This is a genomic window from Pseudomonas sp. BC42, from assembly GCF_021560055.1.
Taxonomy (GTDB): Bacteria; Pseudomonadota; Gammaproteobacteria; order Pseudomonadales; family Pseudomonadaceae; genus Aquipseudomonas.
In genome coordinates this window covers 2,876,345-2,893,733 of sequence record NZ_CP091067.1, presented here as the reverse complement: position 1 = coordinate 2,893,733, position 17,389 = coordinate 2,876,345, and the positions used below count along the sequence as shown (strand labels likewise).

At 70.3% G+C, this 17,389-nt stretch carries 8 protein-coding genes; 1 reads left to right on the top strand and 7 read right to left on the bottom strand.

Annotated elements, in window-relative coordinates:
• Positions 1-10: 10 nt before the first annotated feature.
• Genes L1O02_RS13385 through L1O02_RS13355 form a run of 7 tightly spaced genes read right to left on the bottom strand, consistent with a single transcriptional unit; the run spans position 11 to position 15,947 of the window.
• Positions 11-790, bottom strand: coding sequence for an alpha/beta fold hydrolase (locus tag L1O02_RS13385; protein ID WP_060839804.1), 780 nt, complete (start codon positions 788-790; stop codon positions 11-13).
• Positions 787-1,902, bottom strand: coding sequence for a saccharopine dehydrogenase NADP-binding domain-containing protein (locus tag L1O02_RS13380; protein WP_235760057.1), 1,116 nt, complete (start codon positions 1,900-1,902; stop codon positions 787-789). Before L1O02_RS13380 ends, L1O02_RS13385 begins: the two co-directional genes overlap by 4 nt.
• Positions 1,899-7,322: a non-ribosomal peptide synthetase gene (locus tag L1O02_RS13375; RefSeq protein ID WP_235760056.1), complete on the bottom strand. Its 5,424-nt coding sequence runs from the start codon at positions 7,320-7,322 to the stop codon at positions 1,899-1,901. Before L1O02_RS13375 ends, L1O02_RS13380 begins: the two co-directional genes overlap by 4 nt.
• Complete coding sequence (locus L1O02_RS13370) at positions 7,319-10,789, bottom strand: amino acid adenylation domain-containing protein (RefSeq protein WP_235760055.1); 3,471 nt, start codon at positions 10,787-10,789, stop codon at positions 7,319-7,321. The genes L1O02_RS13375 and L1O02_RS13370 overlap by 4 nt, the downstream gene beginning before the upstream one ends.
• A complete protein-coding gene (locus L1O02_RS13365; protein WP_235760054.1) occupies positions 10,782-12,545 on the bottom strand; it encodes an ABC transporter ATP-binding protein in 1,764 nt (587 codons plus the stop codon). Before L1O02_RS13365 ends, L1O02_RS13370 begins: the two co-directional genes overlap by 8 nt.
• Positions 12,542-14,293, bottom strand: coding sequence for an ABC transporter ATP-binding protein (locus L1O02_RS13360; protein WP_235760053.1), 1,752 nt, complete (start codon positions 14,291-14,293; stop codon positions 12,542-12,544). The genes L1O02_RS13365 and L1O02_RS13360 overlap by 4 nt, the downstream gene beginning before the upstream one ends.
• Positions 14,280-15,947, bottom strand: coding sequence for an AMP-binding protein (locus L1O02_RS13355; RefSeq protein ID WP_235760052.1), 1,668 nt, complete (start codon positions 15,945-15,947; stop codon positions 14,280-14,282). The genes L1O02_RS13360 and L1O02_RS13355 overlap by 14 nt, the downstream gene beginning before the upstream one ends.
• A gap of 364 nt (positions 15,948-16,311) precedes the next feature.
• Here L1O02_RS13355 and L1O02_RS13350 point away from each other — a divergent pair, with 364 nt between their 5' ends.
• On the top strand, positions 16,312-17,214 hold the full coding sequence (locus tag L1O02_RS13350) for an AraC family transcriptional regulator (protein ID WP_060841969.1): 903 nt from the start codon (positions 16,312-16,314) through the stop codon (positions 17,212-17,214).
• Positions 17,215-17,389 lie beyond the last annotated feature (175 nt).

Genomic DNA, 17,389 nt, shown 5'->3' with positions numbered 1-17,389 from the left:
AAAGAAAGATTCATGGGGTCGAAGGCCAGCACTGCCACGGCTGCTCGCCGAGGCCCGCCAGCAGTCGGGTCAGGTGCCGCAGCACTTCGGCCTGCTGCTCGCGCAGGTAGAAGTGCCCGCCGGGAAACGTCTGGAAATCCGTGACCTGGGCACTGACCTCGGCCCAGGCATAGGCTTCGTCCGCATCGACTTCGCTGTCCTGGCCCCCCAGGCACACACTCAGGGGCAGGTCCAGGGCACGACCGACAGCGCCGCGATAGCACTCGATCAGCCGGTAGTCGTTGCGCAAGGCCGGCAGGTACAGGTCGCGCAGCGTCGGGTCGTCCAGCAGTGACGGCGCACCGTCGGACAGACGCCGCACGTCCGCCAGCAACGCCTCGTCCGAGCCCAGGTGCAGCTCGCTGTGGCGCTGGCGATGGGGCGCCGGATGCGCGGACACGATCAGGCGCTGCGGCGCCGAGCCCTGCTGCTGCAGGCGCGCGGCCACCTCATAGGCCAGGGCCGCGCCCAGGCTGTGGCCGAACAGCACCAGCGGCCGCTCCACCAGGTCCGACAGGGCCCGGGTGATGTTGCCCGCCATCCACTCCAGGCTGCCGGGCCAGGTTTCGCTCAGGCGCTCCTCGCGCCCCGGGTACTGCACGCTGATCAGCTCGATATCCGTCGGCAACAGGTGGCGCCAGTCATTGAAGAAGCTCGCGCTGCCCCCGGCATGGGGCAGGCACACCAGCCGGCAACGCGGCGGTTGTGGCTGCGGGTAACGCCGCAGCCAGGCACTGGGAGCCTTTCTCACAGCACGCCCTCCTCTGCCTCGACCAGGGCCACGCCGCTGAAGTCGGGCAACTGCACCCGAGTATCCGGCAGCCAGCGCTGCAGCTGTTCCAGGCAGGCGACCGGGTCCAGCACCTGGGCGGCGTAATGCAAGCCTGCAGGCCACTGCGCCCAGTGCAGGGCGCAGAAGGCCGCAACGCTGCCGGTCAGGCGTGAACCGTCCGACGCCCGCAGCCAGGCGCAGGCGTGCTGTTCCCGCCCGTCCCGCAGCCCCTCGATCTCCACCGCCAGCAACTGATAGGGCTGGCGCCCGGCCACATCCAGGGCGCTGGCCTGGACCAGCGCGGCGACGTTCTGCGCCGCGTCGCGCGCCTGCGGCGCCAGGCCCTGGATCCGTTGCAAGGTCGCCGCCAGCTGACCGCCCTCGAACAGGTTGAAGCCCTGCCCGTGGCCAACCTGCAGGTCGCGAAACAGTCGCAGCTGTTCGCAGCTCAGGTAGGCATAGGCCGGTACGCCGCTCACCGGCAGCCAGGGCCGCTCCAGCGGCTGCGGGGTACTGGCGCTGCTGCGCACCTGCTGCCCTTGGCTGAAGGCGCACTGGGCCTGACCGAAGCCATTGCCCAGGCTCAGCAGAAAGTCCTCGGCGGCGGTGGCCGACAAGCGCCCCAGCCCACCGGCATAGCAGCGCATGGCGTCGACCCGCTGGAAGGACTGCGCCAGCAACCGCGGAAACAGCCCTGACAGTCCCGGCAGCATGCCCGCCGACAACAGCACCCGGCGCCCCGCCGGCACCTGCCCCGACAAGCGCTCATGCACGGGATCGTCGCCGCCCACGTCCAGGTAGTCGGCCCCCGCGGCCAGCGCGGCCCGGGCCACCCGATCGAGGATCCGATAGCTGGGCCCGGCGCAGTTGATCACCAGCGCACAACCGGCGCAGAAATCCGCCAGGCTCTGCGAGTCCCACAGGTCGAGGGCGCGCACCTCGGCGCGCGCCCCCAGTTGCCGGTTCAACTGCTCGGCCTGCTGCCGGTCGCGTCCGCCCAGGCGCAAGGCGACCCTGGGTGCCAGCAGTTGCGCCACTTGACGGCCGACGCTGCCATAGGCCCCGACCAGGCCAATCAGCGCCTCCTTCATGCCGCCACCTCGGCGACCGCCTCGAAGGCCCGGGCCACGGCTTGCACCTGGGGCTGCTGCATGCAGCTGAAGTGATCCCCGGGTACATCCACCACCCGCAGTTCACCCAGGCACAGGGCCTGCCAATAGGCGCTCATGTCGCGGTGCATGCCGGGCAGCACCTGCACCTCGCCGCTCTGGCGAATGAACAGCAGGTCGCCCTGGTACGGCGTGGCCTCGTGCAGGGCCACCGCCGCCAGGCTGTGGCGCAGCACCTGCAACTGCTCGCCCAGCCAGCGCAGGTCGCTCAGGGGCGAACCGGCGTGGCGCATGGCCTCGGCAATCGCCTGCAGGCGCTGTTCCGGGGTCTTCTCTGCCAGGCGCCGCAGGCAGGCCAGGGCCGGGGCGCACTGGGCGTCCTCGCTCAAGGCCAGCAGCGACCCCTGGGGCACCCGCCCCGGGGTCTGCTCCAGGACCCGGGCGATGCTGCGCTCCATGGCCTGTTCATCCTCGGGGTACCCCAGGGCCAGCGGATCGGCCTGCATCACCCGAGCGAACACGTACTCGGCCAACAGGTCGTCCTCGATCATGAACGGCACCCGGTAGCTGCTGATCACGCTCAGTTGCAGCACCTGGATCGAACGCGCCGCCAGGCACGCCGCCAGTTCCGTGGCCAGCAGCCCACCCAGGCAATAGCCGACGATGCTCACCTGACGCCGTCCCTCGGCCTGCAGGGTGTCGGCATAACGCTCGGCCAACTGGCGAATCGCCGTGGCCGGTTCCAGGGCCAGATAGCCCGGTACATCGTTGAGCACCAGCCCTTCCAGGGGCACGTCCTCCCCCAGGGCGGCGAACAGGGCGCGGTACGGCGCCAGGGTGCCACTGCCGTCGTGGACGAAGATCCGCGTCGGGCCCTGGGCCTTGTCGCTGATGCGCACCAGCGGCGAATCGCCTTCCACGCCCTGGCCGCGCAGGTAGTCGGCCAGGGCCGCCACCGTCGGCTGGTTGATCAACTGGCGCAGCAAGTCGCTCCAGGGCAACGGCCGGGCCTGGGGCAGGACTTCCCGCAGACGCCCCACCACCTGTGCCACCAGCAGCGAGTCGCCGCCCAGTTCGAAGAACCCCTGGTCGCGGCCCACCGCCGGCACCCGCAACAGGGTCTGCCAGACCTCGGCGATGCTGCGCTCCAGCGCGTCCAGTGGCGCCGCCCCGCTGCTGACCTGCTGCTCGGGGCCGGCCACGCCGATCCGCGCCAGGGCCTGGCGATCGACCTTGCCATTGGCGGTCAGGGGCATGTCATCCAGCACCTGCCAGTCCGCCGGGATCATGTAGTCCGGCAGGCGCTGGGCCAGGTGGGCCCGCAGCGCCTCGGGCTCCAGGGTCTGGCGCTGGCTCTTGAAGCGGGTGATGAACAGGTGCTGGCCGATCTGCGACATGGCGTCGCCGGCCTCGGGCAGGCACAGCGGGCTTTCGCCCCCGGCCTCCAGCAGCAACTGCTGCCACTGCTCGCGACGGATGAAGGTGGTGTCCTGCTCGGCGCGAAAATCCTCGAAGGCGGTCAGGCCTTCTTTGAACTCCATGGAGGCCATGATCTGGTAGGTGTCGCGAGTGGCCTCGATGAAGATCAGCCAGCCACCCGGGGCCAGCATCTCCCGCAGCCGCGCCAGCACCCGGCTGGCATGCCGTGAGTTGTGCAGCACGTTGGCGCAGAGGATCACGTCCAGGGAGTTGGCGGCCACGCCCTGGGCCCAGTGGTCCTGGTTGAGGTCGAACAGGCCGTAGCTGACCCAGGGGTAGGCGGCGAAATGCTCCCGCGCCTCGTTGAGGAAGAACTGCGACAGGTCGGTGAACTGGTAATCCACCGGCAGGCCGTCCAGGGCCGGGATCAAATCGGCGCTGGTGCCGCCGACCCCGGCGCCGATTTCCAGCAGGCGCAGGCGCTGGCCGGCCGGACGCTGGCGGATGATCTCCTGCACTGCGGCGCACACCGCCTGGTTCAGGTACTGGCTGATCAGGTTCTTGCGGTAGGCGCCCTCGGCGGTGTCGGTGCGGCCCTGGGGGAACAGCAGGTGCAGCGGGTCGAGCCGGTCGCTCATCAGCGCCGGCAGTTGCTCCTGGCTTTCGCGCAGGTAGCGCAGGACCTCGGCGCCCCAGCCCACGGACGGTTCCAGGGCGTCGATGCGCTGCCACTGCCGGCGGTATTCCGCAGCCGACACCTGCAAGCCCGAATAACGCCCGGTGTGCCGGTCCCAGTGCACCAGGCCTTCCCGGGCCAGGGCCTGCAACCAGCGGCGGATCAGGCGCTGATTGCGCGGCGCCACTTCGCAGCGCGCCACGATCTCCTCCAGCGCATGGCTCTGCCCCGCGGCGTCGAACAGCCCCGGACGCTGCAGGGCCAGGCCCATGGACAAAAGCGCGGCGCGCTCGACGCAAGCCGACATCTCGCTGACCAAGGCATCGCTCAAGTCGCCACGCACCGCCTGGGCCGCCGCCCGGGTCCGCGCCAGCAGCGCCTCCGGCCAGGCCAGCGGCGTGTCGCGCAGGCTGGCCGTCAGGCAGGCTTGCAGGCGCCGGTCGAAGGCGCCCTCGCCCGCGGCCACCACCACCGCCGATTCCACATGCGGATGGCTGAGCAAGGCGCTTTCCACTTCCGCCAGTTCGATGCGGTGGCCGCGCACCTTGACCTGGAAATCCTCGCGGCCCAGGAACTCGATCAGGCCGTCCTCCAGGTAGCGCCCCAGGTCACCGGTGCGGTACAGGCGCTCGCCGCTGCGCGGATGATCGACAAAGCGCTCGGCGGTTTTCTCGGCATCCCCCAGGTAGCCCAGGGCCAGGCCGCTGCCGGCGATGTACAGCTCGCCGGCCACCCCTTGCGGGCGGTCGCGGCCCTGCTCGTCGAGGATCATGAAGCGCTGGTTGGCCAGCGGCCGGCCGTAGGGAATGCTGCGCCACTGCGGGTCGACCTGGGTGATCGGGTAGTAGATCGACCAGATCGCCGCTTCGGTGGCGCCCCCCAGGCTGATCAGGCGCAGCCGGGGCAGCAGCTGGGCGGCCTCCGCCGGCAGGTTCAGGGGGATCCAGTCCCCCGACAGCAACGCCAGCCGCAGGGTCGCCGGGGCCATGGACGGCAGCGCCTGCAGGTAGTGGGTGAGCATCTGCAATTGCGCCGGCACCGAGTTCCACAGGGTCACCCCGTGTTCCCGGGCGCACTCGGCCCAGTGCGAAGGGTCGGCGCGGCGCTGCGGGTCCGGCAGCACCAGGGCGCCCCCCACCGCCAGCAGGCCGAAGATGTCGTACACCGACAGGTCGAAGCCCAGGCTGGCCAGGGCCAGCACCCGGTCATCGGCGTCGATGGCAAAGCGCTGGTTGATGTCGACCACGGTATTGAGCGCCGCCTGATGGCTGATCATCACGCCCTTGGGCACCCCGGTGGAGCCGGAGGTGTAGATCACGTAGGCCAGTTGCTGCGGGTCGATGGCCACGCCGGGCACGGGCCGCTGCGGCAGCCGCGGGCCCTGGTCGACCTGGATCACCTGGGTCACCCGCGGCGGCCAGCACAGCTCATCGCCCAGCCAGGACTGACTGAGCACCCGGCCGACCTCGGCGTTGTCCAGGATCAGCTGGCGCCGGGCCTCGGGCTGGTTGGTGTCCAGCGGCAGGTAGGTGGCCCCGGCACGCAGAATGCCGAGCACCGCGATCACCTGTTCCAGGCCCTTGTGCATGCACACCGCGACCCGCTCCCCAGGCTGGCAGCCGGCGTCGAGCAGGGCCTCGGCCACGGCTTCGGCGCGCCCGGCCAGTTCGCCGTAGCTCATCTGCGCGGCGCCCTGAATCAGCGCCACACGCTGCGGCGCCGCGGCCGCCTGACGCCAGAACGGCTCATGCAGCAGCCCCTCGGGCAAGGGCGCAGCGCTCTGGTTCACCAGCTCGCGTTGCAGGCGTTGCGCCGCCGGCAGCTCCAGGCAGTCGTCCAGGGTCCAGGCCGAGGGCTCCCGGGCCAGGCGCTTGAGCAGCCGTTCGAAGGTGTCGAACAGCGCGTCCAACAGGGTTTCGCTGAACACCCCCTCGCGGATGTCCCAGTTGATCGCCAGGCCGTCGTCACGCTCGCTGACCTGGCAATCGATCAGCACCTGGGGCGTCTGGCTGATGCCGAACACCAGCTCGGCACCGGGCATGAAGGCCCCGCCGCCGCTCTCGCCGCCAGCGCCCAGGGTGCTGGTGAAGGCATAGGGCATCAGCGCCGCCTCCTGGCCCTTGCGCCGCGCCAGCTCGCGCAGCACTTCGATGCCCGAACACAGGCGATGGTCCATGTCCTGCCACAGGCGCTCCTGCAGTTGCTGGCTGCGCTGGCCGAAGCTGCCGCCTTGCAGGGTCTGCACTTCCAGCAGTTCCACCGAGCTGAAATCGCCCACCAGGCGGTCGACCTGGGGGTGCAGCGACAGGCGATTGAGCAGGGTCAGGCTCAGGCAGAAATGCCCGCGCCGACTCCAGCGCCCGAGGGTTTCGGCATAGGCCGAGAGGATCGCCGCCGACACCCCGACTCCGGCCGCCGCCGCGTTCAGGCGCAGGGCGTTGCAGTCGCGGGCTTGCAGGCTCATGGCCCGGCGCTGGAAGCGCGGCCCGCTGGGTGCCCCCAGCGTGGGCAACTCCGGCGCCCCCGGCAGGCTGTCGACCCGCGCCCACCAGTAGTCGCGGTCACGCTGGTAGCGCGGTTGCTCGCGCAGGCGCCGTTCCCCCAGCACATAGTCGCGAAAGCTGATCTGCGCCGGTGCCGGCAGGGATTCGCCGCGATACAGCTGCTGCAGTTCGGCCAGCAGCATGCGCACGCTCTGGTAGTCGCACACCAGCAGGTCCACCGACAGGTGCAGGCGCGAGGTGTCGCGGCCCTGGCTCACGCACAGCTCGATCAGCGGCCATTGCTGCGGCGTGGCGCGGCGCAGTTCCATGCCCTCACGCAGGGCCTGCAAGGCGCTGCCGTCGTCCTCGCACAGGTCGTGGCAGGCGACGCTGTAGTGCGGCACCTGGGGCAGGATGCGCTGGTAGCCCTCCTCCAGCACCACCGCCCGGAGCATCTCGTGGCGCGCGATCAACTGGTTCCAGGCCTGTTCCAGGCGCAGCGGGTCAAGGTCCTGCTGGGCGAATTCCAGGTAGCCGTGGCAGGCCACCCCGCCATAGCTGAAGGCACTGGTGCGGCCCAGCAGGTAGGCGGCCTGCACGTCGGTCAGCGGGAAGGGTTCTTCGCGGGCCGAATGGTCGGCCTCCAGGGTCGGCAACTGCGCCGCCTGCAGCTGTTGCAGCAACGCCTCCTTGTGCTCGCGCAGCTGGTTCAGGCGCGCCTCGTCCATGACCCCGGCCGGGGCCCGATAGCGCAGGCGGCCCTGTTCTTCCCAGAGCTCCACGCCCAGCTGTTGCAGGTCCTGTTGCAGTTGTTGCAGCGTCATAACACGCCCTCCACCATTGCGTTCTGAGTGACGGGCCGCTGTTCCCGGCGCGAGGCGAGCAACTGCCCCTGCAGGGCCACGGTGGCCGCGTTGAAAAAATCCTTGAGCGACAGTTCCAGCTGGAACTGCCGGGCGATGCGTTCGATCAGCCGGGCCGCCAGCAGGCTGTTGCCGCCCAGGGCGAAAAAGCCCTGATGCCGGCCCACCTGGGGCACTTGCAGCAGCTCCTGCCACAGCGCGGCCACGGCTTCCTCCCACGCCCCTTGCGGCGGTTCGGCGCTGTGCGGCTGGACGCCCCGGCGCTGCTCCTGCAGCAACCACGACAGGGCCGCGCGATCGACCTTGCCGTTGGCGCTCAGGGGCAGCGCGGACAGGGTCAGCCAACTGTCCGGAAGCATGTGCTCGGGCAGCCATTGCCCCAACCACTGGCGCAGGGCCTGGGGCTCGGGCAGCGGCTCCCGGGCCAGCAGCACCGCCGCCAGCTGCGGTTCGCTGCCGGGCAGCACCAGGCTCAGCGCGCGGTCGATGGCCGGATGGCGCTCCAGGGCCAGGTCGATTTCCGCCAGTTCGATGCGAAAGCCGCGGACCTTGACCTGATGGTCCAGGCGCCCGAGAAACTCCAGGCTGCCGTCGGCCCAGTAGCGGCCCTGGTCGCCGGTGCGGTACCAGCGCCCGCCGTCATGCTCGACAAAGCGCTGGGCGCTGAGGGTCGGCAGGCCGCGATAGCCGGCGGCCACCCCGGCGCCGCCGATCCACAGCTCGCCGGGCACCCAGTCCGGGCAGTCCCGGCCCTGGCTGTCCACCACCCGGAAGCGCTGGTTGTCCAGGGGCCGGCCATAAGGAATCGAGCGCCAGTGCGCGGGCACCGCCGCCACCTCCTGGTAGTTGGACCAGATCGCCGCCTCGGTGGCGCCACCCAGGGCCACGAACGACACGGGGCGGCCCGCCGCTTGCTCCAGGCGCCGTGGCAGGTCGAGGCCGACCCAGTCGCCGGACACCATGGCCAGGCGCAATGCCCCGAGCCCGGCGCCGTCGCGCACTTGCAGGGTCAGCATCTCCAGCAGCGCCGGCACCGAGTTCCACAGGCTCACCTGCTCCTGGCGGATCAGCCGCAGCCATTCCCGGGGCTCCTTGCGCAGGCTGTCCGCCGGCAGTACCAGGGCGCCGCCGACGCTCAGCGGACCGAAGAGGTCGTACACCGACAGGTCGAAATCCAGGGCCGAGAGCCCCAGCACCCGGTCCTCGGCGCCAACCTGGTAGCGGCGGTTGATCGCCTCGACGGTGTTCATCGCCGCCTGATGGCAGAGCTCGACGCCCTTGGGCTCGCCGGTGGTGCCCGAGGTGAAGATCACGTAGGCCAGGGCGTCGGCGGCCAGCGCCAGGGGCTGCTGCAGGGCGCGGGCCGGCGCCGCCTGGGCCAGGGTCACCACCCGCAACTCGGCCAGCCAGATGCCACCCTCGCGGTGGGCCTGATCGGTGAGCACCAAATGCGCCCCGGCGCGCTGATAGATCATGTCGCGGCGCGCCGGCGGCTGTTCGATGCCCACCGGCACATAGACCGCCCCGGCGGCGAGAATCCCCAGCACCGCGATCACCTGTTCGCGACCCTTGGGCAGGGTGATCGCCACCGCATCCCCCGGCTGCACGCCCCACTGCACCAGCGCCCCGGCCAGTTGCAGGGACTGCCGGGCCAGCTCGGCGTAGCTCAGGTGGCCCTGCTCGTCGATCAGTGCCAGCGCCTCGGGGCGCTGGCGCGCCTGCTGGAAGAAGCCCTGGTGCAGGCACTGCGCGGGCGTGGGGTGTTCGGTGGCGTTGACCCGCTGGCGCTGTTGCTGCTGCGCCGCCGGCAACGGCAAGGGCGCCGGCTGTTGCCAGTCGTTGGCGCACAGCCACAGCAGCAAGCCGCGGTAGGCGTCGAACATCTGCTCCAACAGGTCTTCGGGAAACAGCCCCTGCACCGCGTCCCAGTTCAGCAGCAGGCCGTCGGCCAGCGGGTAGCTCTGGTGGTCGAGCCAGACCTGGGGCGTCTGCGACAGCGCCCAGCCGGGCTCACCCAATTGCTCGCGGCAGGTGGCGTCGACAAAGGCCGGGCCCAGGTTGCAGGCGAACACCACCGGCACGCCCTGGCCGCCGCCCTGGCGCAGCCGCGCACGCTCGCGCAGCACCTCGACCCCGGGCCAGGCGCTGTGGGCGATGTCGCGGTGCAACTGGGCCTGCAACGCCGACGCCTGCTGGCAGAAGGACGCGGGCTGGCGCAGGTCCACTTCCAGCAGCACCAGGTTGGAGAAATCCGCCAGCAGATGGGGCACGCAGGGGTGCAGTTCCTGGCGGTCGAACAGCGGCACGTTGAGCAGGAAATGCTGGCTGGCACTCCAGCGCCCCAGCACCTGGGCATAGGCGCAGGCGAGCACGCTGGCCAGGGTCAGGCCGTGTTGCCGGGCGCGCTGTTCCAGGGCCTGCAACTGCTCGTGGTTCAGGCGCATCGCCAGCCGGCGAAAACGCGGCGTGCCGAGCTGCTGCGGCTCCTGGGCCAGGGGCAGTTGCGGGCCGTCCGGCAGATCCTCCAGGCGCTCCAGCCAATAGTCCCGGGCCGCTGCCAGCTGCGGCGCGCGCAGTTCCTGCTCGGTCCGCAGGTAGTCGGCGAAGGTCCATTCCAGGGCCGGCAGGCGGTGCTCCTCGCCGGCGTGAATCAGCGCCAGGTCGCGCAGCAGGATGCCGATGCTGAGCACGTCGGCCACCAGCAGATCGATGTTCAGGTGCAGGCGGCTGCGGCCGTCGGGCAGCAGACTCAGTTGCACGTCGAACACCTGCCCGCGGCTGACCTCCAGGCGCCGGTGCGAGAGGTTTTCGCGGATCTGCTCCAGGGCCTCGGCGGCGCCGACGCAGGAGGCCTGACGCAGATCATGGACGGTCAGCCCGGGCCATGGGCTCTGGGGCAGGATGCGCTGGCAGCTGTCGCTGATGAAACAGGCGCGCAGCATCGGATGGCGCTGGCACAAGCGGCGCAGGGCCTGCTCCAGGCGCTCGGGCTCCAGGCCGTGGCCGTCCAGCTCCTGGTACAGGTGGCAGCCGACCCCGCCCAGGGGCATACCCGGATCGCGGCCGAACCAGTAGGCCTGTTGCAGCGGAGTGAGGGCGAAATCGCTGTTGGCAGGGGCGCTGGCCACGGCCTGCAGGCGCGGCGCCGCGAGGCCACGGCGAGCCTCGATCAGCGCCCACCAGGCGACCAGGGTCGGCTGCTGGATCAGCTCGGCGAAGCTCAGGCTCACGCCTTCGCCGGCCAGTAGCGCCGGCAGGCGCATGATGCTCACCGAGTCGAGGCCCTGCTCGATCAGCGACGCCTCCGCCTCAAGGTCCCCGGGCGCGTAGCCGAGCAACCGGGCGATGCCTTCGCAGAGTCCTTGGGGTGAATGACTCAGGCCGGCGGGCGCGGGATGAGCGCATGCCAGTGCTGGGTTATCAGTCATGGTGGACGGTCCTTTGGGGTACGGAAGAAGGTGTGCGCAAGCGCCAGCGATTGATCGCTTCGCGCTCGTGGAACAACTGGCGATAACGGCCCGGGGCCGTCATCAGTTGGCTATGGGTGCCGTGCTGGGCCAGGCGGCCCTGGTCCAGCAGGAGGATCTGCCCGGCGCACGGAGCCAGGGTCGGCTTGTGGGTCGCCAGCAGCACCGTGTGCTTGCGCGCCAGTTGCCGCAGGCTCTGGTTGACCCGGGCCTCGCTGATGGCGTCCAGAGCGGAGGTGGGCTCATCCAGAAGGATCAGCGTGGCGTCCTTGAGCATGACCCGGGCCAGGGCCAGGCACTGGCGTTCGCCGCCGGAAAGGCTCACGCCGCCCTCGCCGACCCGGGTCTGCCAGCCTTGGGGCAGGCGCTGGGCCAGCCGGTCGAGGCCGGTGGCGCGGGCCGCTTCCAGCAATTGCGCTTCGTCGGCCTCGGGGCGGCCCAGGCGCAGGTTGTCCAGCAGGCTGGCGGCCAGCGGCGGGCAGTCCTGGAACATCAGAGCGATATCCCGATCACGCTGGCTGGCCGACAGCTCACGCAAGTCGACACCGCCCAGCAGGATGGCGCCCTGGCTGACATCGCAAAAGCGCGCCAGCAGCCGCAGCAGGCTCGACTTGCCGGAACCGGATGGCCCCACCAGCAGGTTCAGCGAACCCGGCTCCAGCGTGAAGCTGATGTCCTGCAGGATCGCCCGGCCCTGGCGTTCCAGGCCCAGCTGGCGAACCTCCAGGCGCCGGTCGGCCGGCACCCGGGGCCGGGCCGGTTCCGGCAGCGGCGCCAGGTCCAGCAACTGGCGCAGGCTGTCCAGGCCATGGCGGGTCTGGCGCAGGCTGGTGCCCAGGTTGACCAGGGCGCCCATGGGTTCCACCAGGCAGGTGGCAAGCACCGCCAGGGCCAGGTATTGCACGGCGCCGAGGCTGCCGCCGAGCACCGCGTAGAGCCCGCACAACAGCACCGCGGTGTAGCCGGCCTGAAGCGCCAGCACCAGCCCCAGGGCCGCCGGAAAGGTCCGCCAGTGCGCCCGGCGCTGGGCCTGGCGCTGTTGCTGCAGCGCCGCGCCGAGCAGGCTGAAACCTTCACCGTTGCGCCCACTGGCCCGCAGCAGCGGCTGCTGGCGCAGGTATTCCAGGACCCGCGCCGCGGCTTCACCGGCCGCCGCTTCGCTGTGCTGCTCGGCCTGCCCGCCCCAGCGCACGCCCCAGTGATAGAACAGCACCAGCAACGGCAGGCAGGCCAGGGCCGCCAGGGCCATGGACAGGTCGTAGCACAACAGCGCCACGAGCAGGGCCAGGGGCGTCAGCAAGGCATTGGCCATGGGCTGCAGCAAGTGCGCCGGAGCGCTCATGATCTGCGCCACGGTATGGGTCACCAGGCGGTTGAGCTCGGCGCCGCGGCGCTCGACAAACCACTCCAGGGGCAGGCGCGCCAGATGCCGGCCAATGCGCAGGTTCAACGAACGCGCCGCCGCGGCCCCGGCCCGGTAGCCCGCCAGTTGCGCCCGGCGGCGCAGCCACAGGCAGAGCCCGGCGAATCCGCCAAAGGCTGCGGCCCAGAGCCAGGGCGTGCGCGCCGTGGCGGCCTCCAGGGCGCTGGCCAGGGCCATCGGCAGCAACCCCAGGGCCAGGCCCTGGGCCAGGGCACTGGCGGCCATGGCCAGCAAGGCCCGGCGCAACAGCGCGGCGTCCCGCGGCTGCAGGCTGCGTAACAGTGCGGCAATCATGGGCGGCTCCCGTTCAGCGCGGCGGCGTCCAGCTGCTCCGCGGCCCAGAGCCCGGCATACACCCCCTGCTGCTCCAGCAGGGCCTGATGCCGGCCGCATTCCACCAGGCGTCCGCCCTGCAGCACGGCAATCTGCTCGGCGTCCTGGATGCTGCTCAGGCGATGGGCGACCACCAGCACCGTGCGCCCCTGGGCCAGGCGCGACAGGGCCTGCTGGATCGCCGCCTCCGATTGCGGATCGCTGGCGGCGGTGGCCTCGTCGAGCACCAAAATCGGCGCGCGGCTGAGCATGGCCCGGGCGATGCCCAGGCGCTGGATTTCGCCGCCGGACAGCTGCAGCCCCTCCCCCAGCTGGCTGTGATAGCCCTGGGGCAAGGCGCAGATGCGTTCGTGGATCTGCGCCGCCCGGGCCGCGGTTTCGACTTCGGCCAGACTGGCTCCGGGCCGGCTCAGGCGCAGGTTGTCGAGGACGCTGGCGCGCAGCAGGCGCACCTCCTGAAAGACAAAGGCCACCTGGCGATACAGGGTCGCGCTGTCCATGTCCCGCAGGTCGACACCGCCGATGCGGATCGCCCCGGCGCTGACATCGGCAAAGCGCGCGAGCAAGGTGGCCAGGGTGGATTTGCCGGCCCCGGAATCCCCCACCAGGGCGGTCAGGGTGCCCGGTTGCAGGCACAGATCGATGCCGTGCAACACCTGGCTGCCGTCGGGGTAGCTGAAGTCCACGGCGTCGAAGCTCACCACAGCCCCCTCGGGTTCCCGGGAGCAGGCCGGTTGCGCCAGCACCGGGGTCTTGAGCAGCGCACTGATGCGCTGCGCCGCCGCCCGTCCCTGGACCAGGGAATCGGCGCCATGCCCCAGGGCCGCCACCGGCGCCGCCAGGGCCGGCCCCAGCAAGGCAAACGGCAGCAACTGCAGCGGCTGCAAGACCCCGACGGCGATCAGCGGCACCCCGGCCACCAGCACCAGGGCCAGCACCAGCAGGGGCGAGAGCAGCACCTCGACACTGGCACCCAGGCCCGCCCAGCGCTCGACCCAACGGGAGAAGAACCCGGCAAAATCCTCCACCGCCTTGAAGAACTCGTCCTGTACCCGCTGCACCCGGCCAAAGGATTTGACCATGGCAATGCTCTGCACGAAGTTCAGGGTCGCCGTCGACAGCGCGCCCATGGCGCCGCCCAGGCGCTGGCGCTCGTCGCGATAGGCCGGGGTGCGCATCACCCGCAGGCGCCACAGGGCGATCATCGGCGGCGCCAGCACCACCAGGGTCATGGGCAGGCTCACCGTCAGCAGGTAGATCAGGCTGGCCAGGGGCACCACCAGGGCCGCGACCAGGTTGTTGGGCAGGTGCGCCACCAGCTGATGCAGGGCCCCGACGTCCTCCAGCAGCACCCGCTCGGCGGTCTGCCGCTGGCCGTCCAGCCAGGCCAGGGGCACCCGCGCCAGATGGGCGGCGATGCGCTGGCGCAGATGGCGCTGCAGGTCGCTGTCGGCCAGGTGGGTGATCTGCAACCCCGCCGCCAGCCCCAGCAGGCGCAGGAGCAGCGCCCCGGCCCCGGCCAGCAGCCAGAAACCCGCGCGCTCCAGGTCCAATTCGCCGGCCAGCAGCAGCGGCGCCAGTTCGGCCACGGCGATCAGCGGCAGCAGGCCCACCAGCGCCGCCAGCACTTGCAGCAGCATCGCCGCCAGCAGGCGCCCGCGCACCGGGCGCAACAGTGCGGCCAGTCCTGCCGGTTCAGCCACGGCCATCAGCGGCCTCCAGGGCTTGGGCCCGGTTGCCGAAATACAGGGCCTGGATCGCCTCGCGCAGGTGCTTGCGGCTGACCTTGCCGACCCCGGTCTGGGGAAACGCCGGGATGAACTCGAAGCGGTCCGGCAGCTTGAACGCCGCCAGCCCCTGGGCCCGCAGATGACGCAGCAGTTGCGGGGCGCGGGGCGCGGCGCCACGGGGGATGACAAAGGCGCAGGTGCGCTCGCCGAGGAAGGCATCGGGCATCGCCACCAGGGCCACGTCGGCCACCGCCGGGTGGCTGAGCAGCAGGTTCTCCACCTCTTCGGCGGCGATCTTTTCGCCGCCGCGGTTGATCAGGTCCTTGTCCCGCCCTTCCACCATCAGGTAGCCGTCGGCGGTGAGCTGCACCCGATCGCCGGTGCGATAGAAGCCGTCGGCGGTGAAGGCCTGGGCGTTGTGCTCGGGGTAACGGTAATAACCGCGGATGGTGTAGGGACCTCGGGTCAGCAACTGCCCGACCTGCCCCACCGGCACCGGTTGCTCGTGCTCGTCCACCACGCGGATTTCGTCCGCCGGCGACAGCGGCCGGCCCTGGGTGTGCAGCACCCGCTGTGGCGGGTCCTCGGGGTCGGTGTAGCAGATCAGCCCTTCGGCCATGCCGAACACCTGCTGCAGGCGACAGCCGAGCACCGGCTCGACACGCCGCGCCGCCTCAAAGCTGAGCTTGGCGCCGCCCACTTGCAGCAGTTGCAACGATGCCAGCCCGCGTCCGCGCGCCTGGGCCGCCTCCAGCCAGACCAGGGCCAGGGGCGGCACCAGGGCGGTGTGGGTCACGGCTTCGCGCTCGATCAGCTCGAAGCAGACTTCCGGGCTCGGCGAGGGGCTCAGCACCACCCGCCCACCCACCGCGAAGGTGCCGATGAACCCCGGGCAGCACATGGGAAAGTTGTGCGCCATGGGCAGCGCCACCAGGTACACGCTGGCGTCGGACAAAGCGCAACGCTCGGCGCTGGCCCGCAGGTTGTAGAGGTATTCGTGATGGCGACGCGGAATCAGCTTGGGAATCCCGGTGGAACCGCCGGAGAGCTGGAAACAGGCCACCGCGTCGGCACTGGGGGCCGGGAAAGTGCAGGAGCTGCTGTCGTCATACAGGCTGTGCAGGGCGCTGAACTCCTCGGCTTCGCCGGCCACCAGCACCCATTCCAGTGACGGGTGGCCGGCCTTGAGTTCGCGGGCCATGGCGCGAAAGTCGAAGCCGCCGTCGCAGTCGGCGCAGATGTAGGCCCGGGCCCGGGCGAACTCGCAGAAGCGGCCGATTTCCAGGTGCCGGTGGGCCGGCAGCGCGAAGATCGGCCGCACACCGAGGCGATACAGGGCGAAGCAGACTTCGACGAAGGCCACGCCGTTGGGCAGTTGCAGCACCACGTTGTCGCCAGCCCGCAACCCCAGCCGGTGCAGGCCGGCGGCCAGTTGGTCGACCCGCAGGTCCAGTTGCCGATAGCTCAGGCGCCGCTGGCCATCGCTCAGCGCCTCGCGCTCGCCGAAGGTCCGGGCCGCACCTCGCAGCAGATCGCCAAAGGTTTCATCGCGCCAGTAACCGGCCTCGCGGTAAGCCTGGGCGAAGGCCTCGGGCCAAGCGGGGCAATCCTGCGAATCGTCGAAAGTGGACATGCTGTCTCCTGAGTTTTTTTCGGCAAAAGGCCGCCCCGGACCTGACATGTCAGGCCCCCGGAATGAAGGAAAGATGAGCCGTCAGCGCGGCGAAAAATGCGGGCCTGTCGGCGCTCCTGCGGGGCGGCGGATGGCGGGGTCGTCCATGTTGAGCGGCTGCGCTTGCAAATGAGAGTGATTATTAACCGGTAATTTCCGGGGCCCGGCAATCGGCAGGACATTCGTTTGCGCGGCTTTTTCTTTTGATTGCGCGGCAAGTCCCGGCAGTACGGGGCGCAGAAGCTAAAGGATAATCATTCTTAATTACATGAAAGGATTTTCCTGATAGCGTATGGCCTCTTTTCCGGTCTACAGGGAGTTCGCCATGCTCAGCCCCCACGCTGCGCCGCAGCCTGTCCAAGGGGATTTCACCCTGCACTTTCCCAATCCGCAGCACGCCGGCACGGCGGCCGTGGTGCCGGAAATCACCTTGTCCACCGGGACGGTGCTGATGGACAGCCAGATGTGGATGCAGGAACCGCTCTGGCAAGGCCTGAAAATCATCCTGGTGCTCAGCGGCCAGCTCAACTGCCGGGTCGAGGGCCAACCGGAGGTGGAGATTCGCGGCCCGACCCTGTGCGCCGTGGCCAACCAGGGCGAGCATTGCGGCGACCATCTGTTCGCCCGCGGCGTGCCGGTGCGCTACACCACGGTGCAACTGGACTTCCCGGCGATCCGCCAGGCAGGCCTGGAGCCCGAGCGCTTGCTGGACCCGCTCGGCGGCGGGCCGATGCTGTTCTGCCAGCCGGCCAGCAAGCCGCTGCTGGCCCTGGCCCAGCAGATCCTCACCTGCCCGCTGCAAGGCCCGACCCGATCCTTTTACCTGGGTGGCAAGGCCCTGGAGCTCACCGCCCTGGGGGTCGAGGGCATCCTCGCCCATGCCGAGTCGCGGCCGCTGCAGGACAGCCCCGGCAGCGCCGCGGACATCGAGCGCATCCATGCCGCCCGGGACCTGCTGCTCGGTTCCTTGCAGGCCTCGCCGTCGCTGTCCGAGCTGTCGCGCCAGGTCGGCCTCAACCCGCGCAAGCTCACCGCCGGTTTTCGCCAGGTGTTCGGCACCAGCGTCTATGCCTACCTGCAGGAGCAGCGCCTGAGCGAGGCATACCGCTTGCTGGCCAGCGGCGAAACCAATGTCTCCAGCGCGGCCTATCGGGTCGGCTACAGCCCGGCGCATTTCTCCACCGCCTTTCGCAAGCGCTTCGGGGTGTCGCCCAAGTCCTTGCGCTGAATCGCCCTGGCCTTGCATGCCTGGAACCTTGAACAACGCCGCAGCCCGGCGCTGTCGAACCGCGCGTCTGTTGCCCAGGGCGCCCTGCCCGCGCGGTGCCGCAAACGAAAGAAATGGTCGCTCAAGCCAAAGTTTTAGCCGGCAACCCAGGCGCACAAATGAGATACGTTTGCAT